This window comes from Methyloglobulus sp. (assembly GCF_964779595.1).
This window is the reverse complement of record NZ_CBAROL010000017.1, coordinates 16,127-29,554: the sequence shown is the minus strand read 5'-3', so window position 1 is coordinate 29,554 and position 13,428 is coordinate 16,127. Positions and strand designations below refer to the sequence as shown.

Sequence of the window (13,428 nt, the reverse complement as noted above, 5' to 3'; positions counted from 1 at the left end):
CCACTGGAGGAACATCAATTGGCAAGAATCATCGTCGTAACATCAGGTAAAGGAGGCGTAGGTAAAACTACAACCAGCGCCGCTATTGCTATGGGACTTGCAAAAAAAGGTCACAAAACAGCTGTCATTGATTTTGATGTAGGTTTACGTAATCTGGACTTAATCATGGGTTGTGAGCGTCGGGTTGTTTACGACTTTATCAATGTTATCAATGGCGAGGCCAGCCTTAATCAGGCGTTGATAAAGGATAAAAACTGTAACCTGCTGTACATACTGGCCGCTTCACAAACCCGCGATAAAGATGCACTGAGTCAGGAAGGTGTTGGCAAGGTATTAGACGACTTGTCCAAGGACTTCAAATACATCATTTGTGATTCGCCTGCTGGGATTGAAAGAGGCGCACATTTAGCGATGTACTTTGCCGATGATGCGTTTGTGGTAACCAATCCCGAAGTATCTTCTGTCAGAGACTCCGACCGCATGTTGGGGATATTATCCAGCAAATCTCGTCGTGCTGAACAAAACAAAGAACCCATCAAAGAATACCTGCTACTGACCCGTTATTCCCCTGAACGCGTGAAATTAGGTGAAATGCTCAGTGTCGATGATGTGCAGGAAATATTGTCGTTGCATCTTTTGGGTGTAATCCCAGAATCAAAATCGGTGTTGAATGCTTCAAACTCAGGTATTCCGGTCATTCTCGATGAAAAAAGCGATGCAGGTCAGGCGTATGCCGATATTGTTGCCCGTTATCTGGGCGAGAATAAACCACACCGCTTTATTGATGATAAGAAAGGCTTCTTTGGCAAACTGTTCGGAGGTAAGTAATGAGCTTACTGGATTACTTTAAGACCTCGAAAACCAGTTCGGCTTCGCTCGCTAAGGAAAGACTGCAAATTCTGGTAGCACATGAGCGGGTCTCTAATAATCAGCCCATGTATTTGCCCCAGCTCCAAAAAGAACTATTAGATGTCATCCAAAAATACGTCCACGTAGACAAAGATGCCATATCCGTTAAGTTTGAGCAGGATGGAAACCAGGAAACCCTGGAGTTGAATATTATGTTACCGGACGACACAACCAAGCGATTTTAATCAAGCACAACTAGGAATTATTTATGACAGCAATCACTGAAATTGGTGCAGCCGCCGGAAAAATCTGGACTTATCTGGACAAAAATGGCGCGTCTAGCGTCACAAAAATCACCACGGATACTGGCTTAGGCAAAAACGATGTCCAACGCGGTATCGGCTGGTTAGCGAAGGAAGGCAAATTGGTGATTGAATTGAAAGGTCGGGTTGAAACACTTTCGTTGAAATAAGCGGATCTAGTGTATTAATTGAGTTCACGGTGCCGGACGATCACATTGAGCGTCGGGCTTTTGAATTGCTTTGAGAGTGCATCAACCAGATAAACCGAGCGGTGTTGCCCACCCGTGCAACCTATTGCCACCGTCAGATAGCTTCTGCCTTCTGCTTCAAATCGCGGAATCCAGCGTTCCAATAACTCGGTAATGTCTTGGAAAAAATCCCCGACGAACTCCTGTCCTTTTAGAAAATCACTCACTGGCTGATCTTTGCCCGTCAAGCCTCTTAATTCAGGTATCCAATACGGATTCGGCAAGCACCGCGCATCAAATACAAAATCAGCATCCAATGGCACACCATTTTTAAAGCCAAACGATTGAAATTGCAGGGAGATATGCCTGAATTCACGTTCGCCAATTTGATCTTTTATCAGCTCCAGAAGTTGATGATAATGGGTGCGGCTGGTATCAATCACGACGCTTGCATGTCTGGCAATCGGTACCAACATCTCTTTTTCAATCTTTATCGCTTCTTTTAAGGGAATGTTGAAATCCGTCAGCGGGTGTTTGCGACGGGTTTCACTGTAGCGTTTCAATAAGGTCGATTCTTCCGCCTGCATAAAGATAATCTCACAATCAATCCCTTTACTGCGAATCAAGCGTAAACTATCAGAAAAATTCACCAAGCTTTCGCTTTGGTTGCGCGCATCAATGCCAATAGCCGTTTTTGCGTAGGTATTTTTATCAACCAGCATGACATGGCTGATAAAGCTTTCCAGCAAGGTAAAGGGGAGATTATCGATACAGTAAAAACCGCAGTCTTCCAAAGTTTCCAAAGCAATACTTTTGCCGGAACCGGAAAGACCACTAACAATGATTAACTTCATAAATCTGAGTGCGGACAAAGGTGCAAAGTATAAAACAACCTTTGCACCTCGTATGTTATTAGATTGGGTTGATATTAACGATAGCTACTGACTTTTTCTTTATGTTTGGTGATTTGACGGTCAAGTTTATCGACCATATCATCAATAGCTACATACATATCTTCTTGATGGTCTTCAGCAAATATTGTTGCACCATTAATATGCACGGTAGCTTCCGCTTTCTGCATTAATTTTTCTATGCTCAATATAACGTGTACATCAGTAACATTATCAAAATGTCGCCCTAACTTCTCAAATCTCGAATCGATATGGGCTCTCAAAGAGTCAGTAATTTCTAGGTGATGACCTGTTACTATGACTTGCATGGAATACTCCTTTTACTTATGGATGATAGTTTATTTTTGCGAGTTAGCCTCATAAGGTACGTTTGCGTTCGCTGGAAGATGCAATAAACATTGCCTCGCGGTATTTTGCGATGGTTCTTCTGGCAACATTTATACCCTTTTCGTTTAATAAATCCGCGATTTTATTGTCACTTAATGGCTTTGCCGGATTTTCGTTCCCGACTAACTCTTTGATAAAGGCTCTAATGGCCGTGGACGAACATTCACCTCCTTCTTCGGTTGATACGTGGCTGGAAAAAAAGTATTTGAATTCCACAATCCCATTGGGCGTGTGCATGTATTTTTGGGTGGTGACGCGGGATATGGTCGATTCGTGCAGTTCCAATTCTTCGGCAATCACCTTTAACACCATCGGTTTCATGGCGATAGCCCCATGTTCAAGAAAATCTGTTTGTCTAGCTACGATAGCTCGGGCGACGCGCAATAGCGTATCGTTGCGCCCTTGTAAGCTCTTGATGAACCATTTGGCTTCTTGAAAATGTTCCTTCATGCACTGGTTGTCTTTACTGTCATCCGCCATTTTTATCAGCGCAGAATATTCGGCATTGATGCGTAATTTCGGTGCAACTTCTGGGTTAAGATTGACCTGCCAAGTGTTGCCACGTTTGCTGACGTAGACATCGGGGATGACGTATTCTGATTTCGACTGTTGTATTTGTAAGCCGGGTTTGGGGTCGAGCGTCCTGATGAGTGCGACGATTTTATCCAACTGTTCTGATGTTGTGGATAACTCCTTCATCAGCGCGACTCTGCCGTGGTTTGCCAATAATTCCAGATGGTTTTTGACGACAGTCAGCGCTTCTTTTCGGTAAGGCATTTGCTCAGGCAATTGCATTAATTGAATTTTGAGACAGTCTTGAAGGTCAACTGCGGCAATACCTGATGGATCAAAATTCTGCACCCTGTGCAACACGGCAGTTACCTCATCTTCTTCCAAGTCATCAATTTGACCTTGCAAACCCTGAAAAATTTCCTCAAGGCGGCTAATTAAATAACCTTCATCGTTGATTGAGTCAATGATTGACAAGGCGATGTCGTAGTCGCGTTCGGAAAACGGGGTCAATTCCAGTTGCCAGAGCAAATGATCCAGCAAGGTTGAGGTGTTGCCGCGTTGGGTTTCAAATTCTACGGCTTCATTGCTGGGGCTGCTACTTGCCTCGTAGTCTTCCTGGTACACATCGTCCCAGGAAGAATCTATGGGAAACTCATCGGGCATATCAGTTTGTGAACCTTCGCTGGTGACTGTATCAGCATTTTCGGTTTTCTTTTCTGCTACCACTTCAAGCGACTGAAATCCGACATCTTCCTCATCGACTTCCAACATCATATTTGAATCAAGCACCTGCTGGATTTCTTGCTGTAAATCCAAGGTAGACATTTGCAGCAACCGAATCGCCTGCTGCAATTGCGGCGTCATCGATAAGTTCTGACCTAGCTTTAGATTAATAGAATGTTTCATAAGCGCATCACATTACCCAGTGAGTAAGCATCATAACTTGAAATTTTTTCCTAGATAAACCTTTCGCACTTCCTCATTCGCCACGATAGCCTCCGTACTGCCTTCGGCAATCACCCTGCCTTCGTTAAGTATATACGCACGGCTACATATTCCTAGGGTTTCTTGGACATTATGTTCGGTAATCAGTATACCAATTCCTCGGTCTTTCAGGTGTTCTATAATGGTTTGGATGTCTTCGACCGAGATCGGGTCAACCCCAGCAAAGGGTTCATCGAGCAAAATAAACTGCGGATTGCTCGCCAATGCCCTAGCGATTTCCACCCGTCGCCGCTCACCACCCGATAAGCTCAATGCCATTTGATGGCGTAAATGCGGAATATGGAATTCTTCTAGCAATTCCTCAATAATCAGTTCCATTTGACCTTCGGTCAAATCGGTACGGATTTGGAGAACTGCCCGCAGATTATCCGCCACACTGAGTTTGCGAAAAACGGAAGGCTCCTGCGGCAAATAACCCACGCCCAATTGCGCCCGTGAGTGCATGGGATGATGGGTTATATCTAATGAATCCAGCAAAATCTGACCTTCATCCACTTGAATAAGCCCCACCATCATGTAAAAACTGGTGGTTTTCCCCGCACCATTAGGCCCCAGCAAACCGACTACTTCGCCGGTACTGACGTGCAATGAAACACCATTGACTACATTACGTTTATTGTAGGTTTTGATCAGGTGTTTTGCTGCTAGTGTCGTCATTCTTCTTATTATCCGTCTTATTTTCGGTTTTATTTTCAGTGTTTTTTTTAGGCTGCAACAAGACGTGGACACGCTTGGCATCTGAGGTTTTTTCACCCGCTTTCACGATAGAACGCTTGCTGTCATATTCGATTAAATCACTGGTGTAAGTGGCGGAACCTTGCCAAACAGTCGCCTCATCAATCAGTATCAAAAGATTTTTCTTGGGAAAATATTCGCCAGTTAGTGCTTCGCCCGTTATATCTTCCGCACCTGGATTGGGGGTTTGCTTAAATTTAGCTTTGTTTCCGGTAAACACCAGTTTTTCCGCATCGCCCTCAACAAAATACACCACCAATTTGTCCGAATTGACCCGAATGCTACCTTGAATTGAAATGACATTGCCCGTGTAAATGCTGGTAGCGCTGACATCATCGTACGTTGCGGTATTGGAATCAATGGTAATGGGCTGATCGGGATCGCTCTCCAATGCCCATAATCCAGAGGCGTAACCGATCAGAAACAGCATCCAGCAGCACCTTATTATTAGGCTTATTTTATTTCGTTTCATATTTACCCTTCACTTTTGAAAGCAACTCCAAATGGATAGGTTCCTTAAAAGTCACCTTCATACCCGTGCCAGTGGTGATATTTGGTGGACTGATTAATTCTGCCCACGCCTTAGTTTCTGCATAACTGGTTTCAGGACTGACCAAAACATTTGAAGTGTTTATTGTAAGCTGCTTGACTCCCTCCGCCTTAGCGCGATTAACAGTGACTTTACCGTTCAACTGAAGCTGCTTGCCGTCTTCGGACAAAATTCCAGTTGCTGCTTCAATAATCCAAGGAGGTGTTTTTTCGTTATAAAACTCCATGACCGGTTTTTGTGTGTGCGTTGCCCAATAATCCGCATAATGGGTCATCTCTTCCGCGACTAATTTGCTCTTTAATTTACCGGTTTTGTCCATTTCCCATTGGGTATAGTCCTTACTGAAATAATCGGGATTGTTGCCTTTGGTGGCGATCTTGTCAGGTATTATCAAACCTGAATATTGCGCCAGCCACCAACTTAGCAAGGCCAAGGCTGCCAGGAACACATAAATGAATTTTTCATTAAAGTGCGTCATTTTAAATAACTATCCAAGACCTTATCAAAAGTCCCTTGCGCTTGCATAATCAAATCGCACACTTCACGTACTGCACCTTGCCCACCGGGCAAGGTCGTACACCAATCTGCTCTTTCCTTAACAGCAAAGTTAGCATCATTAACGGCAATAGCTAGACCGACTCTCGTCATAACGGGTAAATCCAGCAGATCATCACCGACATGAGCAACCTGCTCGAATGTGCAGCCTGTTTTTTCCAGTAATTCCGCAAAAGCACGTAGTTTGTTTTCGTGACCTTGATAGACATGCTCAATGCCCAGATTTTTCATGCGTAAGGCGACCGAATTTGAATTTCGTCCCGAAATAACCGCCACTTCCACGCCAGTTTGCCGTAACAGCTTGATGCCATGCCCATCACGGGCATGAAAGCACTTGTATTCCGTGCCATCATTGTCAAAAAATAGCCGCCCGTCGGTTAATACGCCATCAACATCCAAAATTAATAGTTTTAGCTTTTTGGCTTTTTCCAAAACGACTGCCATAGATTTTTGGCTGTTATCAAAACCCGACATCATACAATTCCCGCACGTATCAAATCGTGCATATTTAATGCACCTATCACGTGCTGGTGGTCGTCAACCACAACCAACGCATTGATTTTTTTCTGTTCCATAATCTGCATGGCTTCTGCCGCTAGGGCATCTGCTTTGATGACGGTGCAGTTTGGGGTCATCACTTCTACGATACTGGTGCTGCGTACATCCAGGTTTCTACTTAACATTCGGCGTAAATCGCCATCGGTGAAAATACCGATAAGCCGCTTATCCTCTTCAACAATCGCCGTCATACCTAACTTTTTCTCGGTCATTTCCAGCAAAGCTGCATTGATTAATGCTGACTTATGCACCAACGGCAGTGCTACACCAATGTGCATAATATCCCCAACCCGCAACAATAATTGCTTGCCTAAGCTGCCGCCGGGGTGAGACAGTGCAAAATCATCTTTGGTAAACCCTCGCGCTTCTAGCAACGATACCGCAAGCGCATCACCCATCACCAACGCAGCCGTGGTGCTGGACGTGGGCGCAAGACCCAAGGGGCAGGCTTCCTGTGCAACACTGACATTAATATGCGTTGTTGCAAAAGTCGCCAGTGTCGATTTTGGATTGCCCGTCATAGCGATCAAAGGCACTGCCAAGCGTTTGATAATCGGTAGAATCTTGACTATTTCCTCAGTTTCACCGGAATTAGATAACGCCAACACCACATCCTGTTTGGTAATCATGCCCATGTCGCCGTGACTGGCTTCGCCGGGATGCACAAAAAAAGCCGGTGTTCCCGTGCTTGCCAAGGTTGCGGCAATTTTGCCAGCAATATGACCGGATTTGCCCATGCCAATTACCACCACCCGCCCTTTGCAGCCGAACATCAACTTGCAAGCGTTAACAAAGCTATCGTTAATCTGCCCCGCTAATGCAGCAACCGCCTGGGTTTCTACCTGAATAACAGCCAGCGCTAACTCGCGGAGTTTTTCATCATGTAGCTTCATTTCTAGCATTTAGTAAGGGCAAGCTTGATTAATATGAGATAGGGGCAAAAAACGTTCGCATTATGCCATATTTAAGCCGTCCTTGCTTTATCAGCATAGACCAAATACCCAACGGTAAGGCTTAATCTGTAAGGGCATTCCAGTAGAAATCTTGAATACATGGATGAAACAAATGAGCGTAGCTACTGCTTAACATGCTTCAAATAAAACGCCTAGTATTGGCATTAACGATGATGGTGGTGAAAGTTGCGGGGTTGGTAATAGCTACCACCCCAGTAATAAGGGCTATAGCCATAAAATCCCCCGTAAGGGTAAAACCCTGAACCATATCCAAAACCGCCATAGCCACCGTAGTAAGGTGCATAATTCAGTTCTTCCCATAAATGGATTTGCTTTGCGGCAACAAGAGGTAGCCGCAGGGTTTTCTTGCCTATTGTACGTTCAGTAGCACCCTCCAGCGTTCCGGCTACCGTGATGGAGGTATTTTTGGTATACACAGCAGGATCAAGAAATTCTGCGCTTTTGATAACAAAACGCCCCTGATTAGGTTCGTCTAAATCAGGACGACCATAATTGCCTAATGGATATAGCAATACCTGGATTGCACTAAATGTGGGTTCATTCTCCACCTCGACAATCGTGCCACCCCAGCGTACCAGTGCATTTTTGTAATGGGCACTGTTGGCGAGTGCTTGCTGATAGCTGAGATCAAATGCGGGCGGATCTTCAATGGCAGGTGGCAGATTAGAACACGCGGTCAACAACAAACAGGCAACGAGCAAATAATTTTTCATGGGTTAACTCCAGCGGAATTTTTTCTTATTGAGTGCCATATCCAAACAAACCACATTGTAAGATACAGAAAACGGTAATGGGTTGATACACCTCATTAGGCAAGCAAAATATCCAATAATTCAATCTCTAAAAACCCCCTTATGGCAAGAGTAGCATTCAATACGAGTAGACCCATAACTCGCCTAATAAAAACACCGAGTAGCTTGTATGTAACTCTTTTTACGGGGTGCTTTCATACAGAAGATAATTTTAAAAAGCTATAGGTAAAGTTAACGTTAGGGTCATCAAGTACGTCTTCACGTTCCTCTTCTTTCCAGATACACTTATCAAAATCGGGAAAAAATGTGTCACCATTGAAAATCTGGTTGATTTGCGTGATGTATAAGCTGTCGGCAAGGGGTAACGTCGCTTCGTAAAGCGTCGATCCACCAATCACAAACACTTCATCGGCCACTTGGCAAGCATGGCTGATGACGGCTTCCACACTATTAAGCACAATACAGCCTTCCGGTCTGTATGCAGCATTTCTGCTGACAATGATATTGCTGCGACCAGGTAAAGGTCGTCCTATGGCATCAAAGGTTTTTCTGCCCATAATTATCGGATGCCCCATCGTGATTTGCTTAAAGCGTTTAAGATCAGCCGATAAATGCCAAGGCATTTGACCATCAAGACCGATGGCACGATTGCTGGACATGGCGACGATGAGTGATATTTTCATTTGAATGACTAAACGGCTTTGCTATGCTTGACGAATATTAACTTTCGCACCACATCATACTATGAAACAGATTCTGCTTGTGTTTACTGGCGGCACGATTGGTTCTACTGCGACGGACAGCACGATTGATACTGCTAGTAATGCCCCATTCAAATTACTGCAACTGTTTGAACAGCACAATCAAAACCATAAAGACATCCATTTCGACACCTTGCAACCGATACAGATTTTAAGTGAAAATATCGCCCCTACCACTTGGGAGACGATTATTACAGCCATCGAATCCGCCCAGCCGGATAAGTACGACGGCATTATTATCACTCACGGTACGGATACTCTGGCTTATACGGCGGCGGCGATGAGTTTTTATTTTAATACTAGCCGTGTTCCCATTTTGCTGGTTTCTAGCGATTACCCTTTGGATAACCCTAAATGCAATGGTTTGGCTAACTTTATTTGTGCCGTGGAGTTTATTAAGCAGCGCATAAAAACGGGTGTTTTTGTGCCTTATCGCAATGCCGGGCAAGCTATGCAAGTGCATTTAGGCTCACGCCTTGCCTGTTCTTTACAGTTAAGCGGGGATTTTTACAGCGTTCAGGGCAACAGTTTTATGCAGTTTGATGGACAGCATTTTACCTCCGCTAATGAGTTACCTGCCGAATCCAGAAAACCAGCCAAACAAGATGCTGCTATTGATAGAATTTCGCTAAAACCCCAGTTCTCCAGCCATATTCTGATGATAAAACCCTACCCAGGTCTGGATTACAGCAATATTAAGCTAGATGCTGTGGATGCCGTTCTGCACGATTTATATCACTCCGGCACTGCCTGCACCACCGAACAATGGGGCAAAAACCATTCCCTGCTTGAATTCGCTAAACGCTGCGGCGATCTAGGGATTACCGTCTATTTAGCCCCTGCCATTAAGTCAGAAAACGCCTACCAAAGTACCCGTGAACTCATCGAACACGGCGCAGAAATGATTTGGAATACCTCGATTGAAGCCGCTTACGTCAAGTTAATGTTGGCTTATGGCAATTTTTCTGACAAGCAGCAAGTAAGTAAGCTTATCAACAGGGATATTGCTTGTGAACACCTTTAGCCAAGCTATTTCAGTATTTCCGATGGTGTAATTTCTATTTCTTCCTGTTTGTGTTTGCGCGATGTGTTTTTTGACGATTTTGATTTGTGCCTTGTTTTATGCTTGGCAATCGCTTTTGTCTCAGGTTTGAAAGCTATTGCAATTCCTTGAATATGCGTAACATTTAGTACGCCGTCGTAGCCCTCTTCTGTGCTTTCTCGAACCTCCAAATCAATGATTGCATCGACTTTGTTGCCGTATCTAGCCAATGCTTCTTGCTTTAAAAAACTGATGGTTTGGTTACGTAAGTCAATTTGGTTTAAAAAGAAAGAGGTATGTTTTTTCAAGGTGTATTCGATTAGGCCTAACGTTATGTACGGTTCGTCGTAACGACCAACAGTTACCGGAATTTCCTTACTTGAATAAGGCGCAGTTGTTTGGTCGGGAAATATCGAAGACGATGTGAACGGGTTGTAACTGCAACCAACGACCAGCAGAATTCCAAAAAAATTGAGGAGGATTCTTGTAACTGAGTAATTCATGCGAGGATTTCAAAGTTCATAATGGATTGCAGTAGATGAACATTTAAACTGGGTATTGATTGTTTTTGGGTGTTAGTGATTGCTCCAATCTACCCAACCAAAATGCGCTGAACCAAGTACCAGTATACCAAAGGCAATACGATACCATGCAAATACCGTGAAGTCGTGTCGGCTGATAAATCGGATCAGACCACGTACCGCCAGAAAAGCACTGATGAAGGATACGGTGCTACCTACAGCAAACAGGCTGATGTCATTGATGTTGAACAAATCGCGGTGTTTGTACACATCATAAAGCGTGGCTGCAAACATAGTGGGGATGGCGAGAAAAAATGAAAACTCTGCTGCTGCAAGCCGAGATAAGCCAAAGAAAAGTCCACCAATAATGGTTGCACCGGAACGGGACGTGCCAGGTATCATCGCCAAAGCCTGTGCAAAACCGACTTTCAAGGCATCTTGCCAAGTCATGTCGTCGATGGTTTCAGCGTCTATGGTGTGCTGACGGCGTTCAGCCCATAAAATCAACAAGCCGCCGATAATAAAAGCTGAAGCCACCACGGTTGGGTTGAACAAATACGCTTTGATTTGCTTCAAGAACAAAAAGCCTAAGATAGCAGAAGGCAAGAACGCTATGATGAGGTTTGTTGCCAAGCGTTGCGAGGCGCGTTCTTTGGTGATACTGAGCAAGGTGTGAATGAGTCGAACGCGGTATTCCCAAACAACCGCCAGGATTGCAGCAAACTGGATAACGATTTCAAAGACCTTGCCTTTGTCGTCGTTAAACCCCAGCAATTGTCCAGCCAAGATGAGATGACCTGTAGAGGACACAGGCAGGAACTCGGTCAAACCCTCTACAATGCCGAGAATAATGGCAGGGAAAAGTAAGTAAATGTCGGGCATGGATGTTGGGATTTTGATTGAAAACGATTACTTACCGCTTCATCGATTCAAAAAATTCCGCGTTGGTCTTAAAGTCTTTGAGTTTGCCGATCAGAAACTCGGAAGCGGCGGTGTCGTCCATCGGGTGGAGAATTTTGCGTAAAATCCAGGTTTTTTGCAAGGTTTCGGGATCAATCAGGTATTCTTCCCTGCGGGTGCCAGAGCGGTTGATGTTGATGGCAGGGTAAATCCGTTTTTCGGCGATCTTGCGATCTAAATGCAGCTCCATATTGCCGGTGCCTTTGAATTCCTCATAGATAACCTCGTCCATTTTGGAACCGGTATCGACCAGTGCAGTGGCGATGATGGTCAAGCTACCACCTTCTTCGATATTACGCGCCGCACCAAAGAAACGTTTAGGTTTTTCAAGGGCGTTAGCATCGACACCGCCGGTCAGGATTTTACCGGACGAAGGGACGACCGTGTTATATGCCCTGGCAAGACGGGTGATGGAGTCTAACAAAATAACCACGTCGTGTTTATGTTCGACCAAGCGGCGGGCTTTTTCGATAACCATTTCTGCCACTTGTACGTGCCTTGTTGCTGGCTCATCAAAGGTGCTGGAAATGACCTCGCCACGTACGCAACGTTCCATTTCGGTGACTTCTTCAGGACGTTCGTCGATCAATAACACGATGAGGTAGCATTCAGGATTTTGTTCCGCAATCGCCTGTGCCAGGCTTTGCAGGATCATGGTTTTACCGGCTTTGGGCGGCGATACAATCAAGCCACGCTGGCCTTTCCCGATGGGTGCGATGAGGTCGATGATGCGTCCGGTCAAATCTTCACTCGTGCCGTTACCGCGTTCCAGCATAAACCGCTGCTTGGCAAATAAGGGCGTGAGGTTGGAGAAATTGATTTTGTTTTTGGTATTTTCAGGTGGCTCGAAGTTGATTTGATCGACTTTGAGCATTGCAAAGTAACGTTCGTTATCTTTCGGTGGTCTGATCTTGCCGGTGATTGTGTCGCCGGTTTTAAGCGAGAATCGCCTGATTTGGCTGGGTGAAACGTAAATATCGTCAGGACCGGCTAAGTAGGAGCAGCCCGGCGTGCGTAAAAATCCGAAGCCATCTTGTAAAATCTCCAGAACACCGTCACCAGAGATATCGTCGCCTGCTTTTGCCTGCTTTTTGAGGATGGCAAAGATCAGGTCTTGTTTGCGAGATCGGGCAACATTTTCGAGACCGAGAGATTCGGCTATTTCAATAACTTCACTAACTTGTTTTAGCTTTAACTCGGTAAGATTCATAAGGCAGGAAAAGGTACATAAAGAATTCGCTTACGCGCTTGCTTGACTCGAAATAAGCCGTAAAACGGGTTTTGAACAGGGATGTGGTTATCGGACGGTTCGTTTTGACTACGTAAGCACTCAGCTTTCGTTGTGTTAAGTATAACGTAAGTATTTTGCTCCGTCCAACTTTTGTGACGGAGCTTTATACTTACGAAATCGCTGATTAATAAGCGGTTCGCAGTTTTGTCACTTACAAATAATTGTCGAGAAAGGCGGCAAGCTGCGATTTGGTCAAAGCCCCCACCTTAGTACCTTCCACTTCGCCATCTACAAACAGCATCAGTGTCGGTATGCCCCGAACACCATAATGCTGCGGAGTTGCTGGATTATCATCAATATTTAGCTTGGCTACTGTGAGTTTGTCGCCATAATCTTTGGCTATTTCATCCAAAATCGGGGCAATCATCTTGCAAGGACCGCACCATTCCGCCCAATAATCAACCAGTACAGGACCGCTTGCTTTCAGTACAGTTTCATTAAAATCACTATCATTGACATGAAGGACCAAGTCGCTCACATTGTTTCTCCAACGTTAAAAACTTTACTATAGGAGGGGAAAACTGAGTAGTCAATCAATTTTCGGCAAAGCTGGATTTTACGGTATGCTATAGAC

18 protein-coding genes are annotated in these 13,428 nt (G+C 44.7%); 4 read left to right on the top strand and 14 right to left on the bottom strand.

Annotated elements, in window-relative coordinates:
• The first annotated feature begins 18 nt into the window (after positions 1-18).
• From minD to AC1YY3_RS07940, 3 genes are read left to right on the top strand one after another with little or no spacing between them, the layout of a single operon-like run.
• On the top strand, positions 19-828 hold the full coding sequence (minD, locus tag AC1YY3_RS07950) for a septum site-determining protein MinD (RefSeq protein ID WP_481823884.1): 810 nt from the start codon (positions 19-21) through the stop codon (positions 826-828).
• The gene (minE, locus tag AC1YY3_RS07945; protein WP_481823883.1) at positions 828-1,094 is read left to right on the top strand and encodes a cell division topological specificity factor MinE; all 267 of its coding nucleotides are present in this window, start codon (positions 828-830) and stop codon (positions 1,092-1,094) included. Before minD ends, minE begins: the two co-directional genes overlap by 1 nt.
• 23 nt (positions 1,095-1,117) lie before the next feature.
• A complete protein-coding gene (locus AC1YY3_RS07940; RefSeq protein ID WP_481823882.1) occupies positions 1,118-1,321 on the top strand; it encodes a winged helix-turn-helix domain-containing protein in 204 nt (67 codons plus the stop codon).
• Between the two features lie 14 nt (positions 1,322-1,335).
• Here AC1YY3_RS07940 and rapZ read toward each other — a convergent pair whose 3' ends face one another.
• The 10 genes from rapZ to AC1YY3_RS07890 all read right to left on the bottom strand — a co-directional run bounded on the left by rapZ (position 1,336) and on the right by AC1YY3_RS07890 (position 8,962).
• Positions 1,336-2,193, bottom strand: a complete 858-nt coding sequence (gene rapZ, locus AC1YY3_RS07935; protein ID WP_481823881.1) for an RNase adapter RapZ — start codon at positions 2,191-2,193, stop codon at positions 1,336-1,338.
• A 74-nt stretch (positions 2,194-2,267) separates the two neighbouring features.
• Positions 2,268-2,558 carry a ribosome hibernation-promoting factor, HPF/YfiA family gene (hpf, locus tag AC1YY3_RS07930; RefSeq protein WP_481823880.1) on the bottom strand — a complete coding sequence of 97 codons (291 nt, stop codon included), beginning with the start codon at positions 2,556-2,558 and terminating at the stop codon, positions 2,268-2,270.
• A gap of 49 nt (positions 2,559-2,607) precedes the next feature.
• A complete protein-coding gene (locus AC1YY3_RS07925) occupies positions 2,608-4,056 on the bottom strand; it encodes an RNA polymerase factor sigma-54 (RefSeq protein WP_481823879.1) in 1,449 nt (482 codons plus the stop codon).
• Between the two features lie 30 nt (positions 4,057-4,086).
• Positions 4,087-4,812 carry an LPS export ABC transporter ATP-binding protein gene (lptB, locus tag AC1YY3_RS07920; RefSeq protein ID WP_481823878.1) on the bottom strand — a complete coding sequence of 242 codons (726 nt, stop codon included), beginning with the start codon at positions 4,810-4,812 and terminating at the stop codon, positions 4,087-4,089.
• Positions 4,769-5,320, bottom strand: a complete 552-nt coding sequence (gene lptA, locus AC1YY3_RS07915; protein ID WP_481823877.1) for a lipopolysaccharide transport periplasmic protein LptA — start codon at positions 5,318-5,320, stop codon at positions 4,769-4,771. Before lptA ends, lptB begins: the two co-directional genes overlap by 44 nt.
• A 28-nt stretch (positions 5,321-5,348) precedes the next feature.
• Positions 5,349-5,918 carry an LPS export ABC transporter periplasmic protein LptC gene (gene lptC, locus AC1YY3_RS07910; RefSeq protein WP_481823876.1) on the bottom strand — a complete coding sequence of 190 codons (570 nt, stop codon included), beginning with the start codon at positions 5,916-5,918 and terminating at the stop codon, positions 5,349-5,351.
• Positions 5,915-6,439 carry a 3-deoxy-manno-octulosonate-8-phosphatase KdsC gene (gene kdsC / locus AC1YY3_RS07905; RefSeq protein ID WP_481823923.1) on the bottom strand — a complete coding sequence of 175 codons (525 nt, stop codon included), beginning with the start codon at positions 6,437-6,439 and terminating at the stop codon, positions 5,915-5,917. Before kdsC ends, lptC begins: the two co-directional genes overlap by 4 nt.
• A gap of 29 nt (positions 6,440-6,468) precedes the next feature.
• Positions 6,469-7,446 (bottom strand): KpsF/GutQ family sugar-phosphate isomerase, encoded by a 978-nt coding sequence (locus AC1YY3_RS07900; protein ID WP_481823922.1) that lies wholly within the window; start codon positions 7,444-7,446, stop codon positions 6,469-6,471.
• Positions 7,447-7,670: 224 nt separating this feature from the next.
• Positions 7,671-8,240, bottom strand: a complete 570-nt coding sequence (locus AC1YY3_RS07895; protein WP_481823875.1) for a Slp family lipoprotein — start codon at positions 8,238-8,240, stop codon at positions 7,671-7,673.
• A 233-nt stretch (positions 8,241-8,473) separates the two neighbouring features.
• On the bottom strand, positions 8,474-8,962 hold the full coding sequence (locus AC1YY3_RS07890; RefSeq protein ID WP_481823874.1) for a dihydrofolate reductase: 489 nt from the start codon (positions 8,960-8,962) through the stop codon (positions 8,474-8,476).
• A gap of 61 nt (positions 8,963-9,023) precedes the next feature.
• Here AC1YY3_RS07890 and AC1YY3_RS07885 point away from each other — a divergent pair, with 61 nt between their 5' ends.
• The gene (locus AC1YY3_RS07885; protein WP_481823873.1) at positions 9,024-10,064 is read left to right on the top strand and encodes an asparaginase; all 1,041 of its coding nucleotides are present in this window, start codon (positions 9,024-9,026) and stop codon (positions 10,062-10,064) included.
• 5 nt (positions 10,065-10,069) lie between these two features.
• On the opposite strand, the gene AC1YY3_RS07880 is transcribed toward AC1YY3_RS07885, so the two are convergent.
• From AC1YY3_RS07880 to trxA, 4 genes are all read right to left on the bottom strand, one after another.
• Positions 10,070-10,585: a hypothetical protein gene (locus AC1YY3_RS07880; RefSeq protein WP_481823872.1), complete on the bottom strand. Its 516-nt coding sequence runs from the start codon at positions 10,583-10,585 to the stop codon at positions 10,070-10,072.
• Positions 10,586-10,657: 72 nt separating this feature from the next.
• The gene (locus tag AC1YY3_RS07875; RefSeq protein WP_481823871.1) at positions 10,658-11,485 is read right to left on the bottom strand and encodes an undecaprenyl-diphosphate phosphatase; all 828 of its coding nucleotides are present in this window, start codon (positions 11,483-11,485) and stop codon (positions 10,658-10,660) included.
• 31 nt (positions 11,486-11,516) lie between these two features.
• The gene (rho, locus tag AC1YY3_RS07870; protein WP_481823870.1) at positions 11,517-12,773 is read right to left on the bottom strand and encodes a transcription termination factor Rho; all 1,257 of its coding nucleotides are present in this window, start codon (positions 12,771-12,773) and stop codon (positions 11,517-11,519) included.
• A gap of 232 nt (positions 12,774-13,005) precedes the next feature.
• Positions 13,006-13,332 (bottom strand): thioredoxin TrxA, encoded by a 327-nt coding sequence (gene trxA, locus AC1YY3_RS07865; RefSeq protein WP_481823869.1) that lies wholly within the window; start codon positions 13,330-13,332, stop codon positions 13,006-13,008.
• Between the last annotated feature and the right edge of the window lie 96 nt (positions 13,333-13,428).

What these genes read in the sequence shown, in the direction of transcription:
- minE (WP_481823883.1), top strand. Translation starts at nt 828, where the DNA reads ATGAGCTTACTGGATTACTTTAAGACCTCGAAAACCAGTTCGGCTTCG.
- rapZ (WP_481823881.1), bottom strand. Translation starts at nt 2,193, where the DNA reads ATGAAGTTAATCATTGTTAGTGGTCTTTCCGGTTCCGGCAAAAGTATT.
- AC1YY3_RS07875 (WP_481823871.1), bottom strand. Translation starts at nt 11,485, where the DNA reads ATGCCCGACATTTACTTACTTTTCCCTGCCATTATTCTCGGCATTGTA.
- lptC (WP_481823876.1), bottom strand. Translation starts at nt 5,918, where the DNA reads ATGACGCACTTTAATGAAAAATTCATTTATGTGTTCCTGGCAGCCTTG.
- AC1YY3_RS07890 (WP_481823874.1), bottom strand. Translation starts at nt 8,962, where the DNA reads ATGAAAATATCACTCATCGTCGCCATGTCCAGCAATCGTGCCATCGGT.
- AC1YY3_RS07940 (WP_481823882.1), top strand. Translation starts at nt 1,118, where the DNA reads ATGACAGCAATCACTGAAATTGGTGCAGCCGCCGGAAAAATCTGGACT.
- kdsC (WP_481823923.1), bottom strand. Translation starts at nt 6,439, where the DNA reads ATGGCAGTCGTTTTGGAAAAAGCCAAAAAGCTAAAACTATTAATTTTG.
- AC1YY3_RS07925 (WP_481823879.1), bottom strand. Translation starts at nt 4,056, where the DNA reads ATGAAACATTCTATTAATCTAAAGCTAGGTCAGAACTTATCGATGACG.
- lptB (WP_481823878.1), bottom strand. Translation starts at nt 4,812, where the DNA reads ATGACGACACTAGCAGCAAAACACCTGATCAAAACCTACAATAAACGT.
- hpf (WP_481823880.1), bottom strand. Translation starts at nt 2,558, where the DNA reads ATGCAAGTCATAGTAACAGGTCATCACCTAGAAATTACTGACTCTTTG.
- AC1YY3_RS07895 (WP_481823875.1), bottom strand. Translation starts at nt 8,240, where the DNA reads ATGAAAAATTATTTGCTCGTTGCCTGTTTGTTGTTGACCGCGTGTTCT.
- rho (WP_481823870.1), bottom strand. Translation starts at nt 12,773, where the DNA reads ATGAATCTTACCGAGTTAAAGCTAAAACAAGTTAGTGAAGTTATTGAA.
- AC1YY3_RS07880 (WP_481823872.1), bottom strand. Translation starts at nt 10,585, where the DNA reads ATGAATTACTCAGTTACAAGAATCCTCCTCAATTTTTTTGGAATTCTG.
- lptA (WP_481823877.1), bottom strand. Translation starts at nt 5,320, where the DNA reads ATGCTGTTTCTGATCGGTTACGCCTCTGGATTATGGGCATTGGAGAGC.
- AC1YY3_RS07900 (WP_481823922.1), bottom strand. Translation starts at nt 7,446, where the DNA reads ATGAAGCTACATGATGAAAAACTCCGCGAGTTAGCGCTGGCTGTTATT.
- AC1YY3_RS07885 (WP_481823873.1), top strand. Translation starts at nt 9,024, where the DNA reads ATGAAACAGATTCTGCTTGTGTTTACTGGCGGCACGATTGGTTCTACT.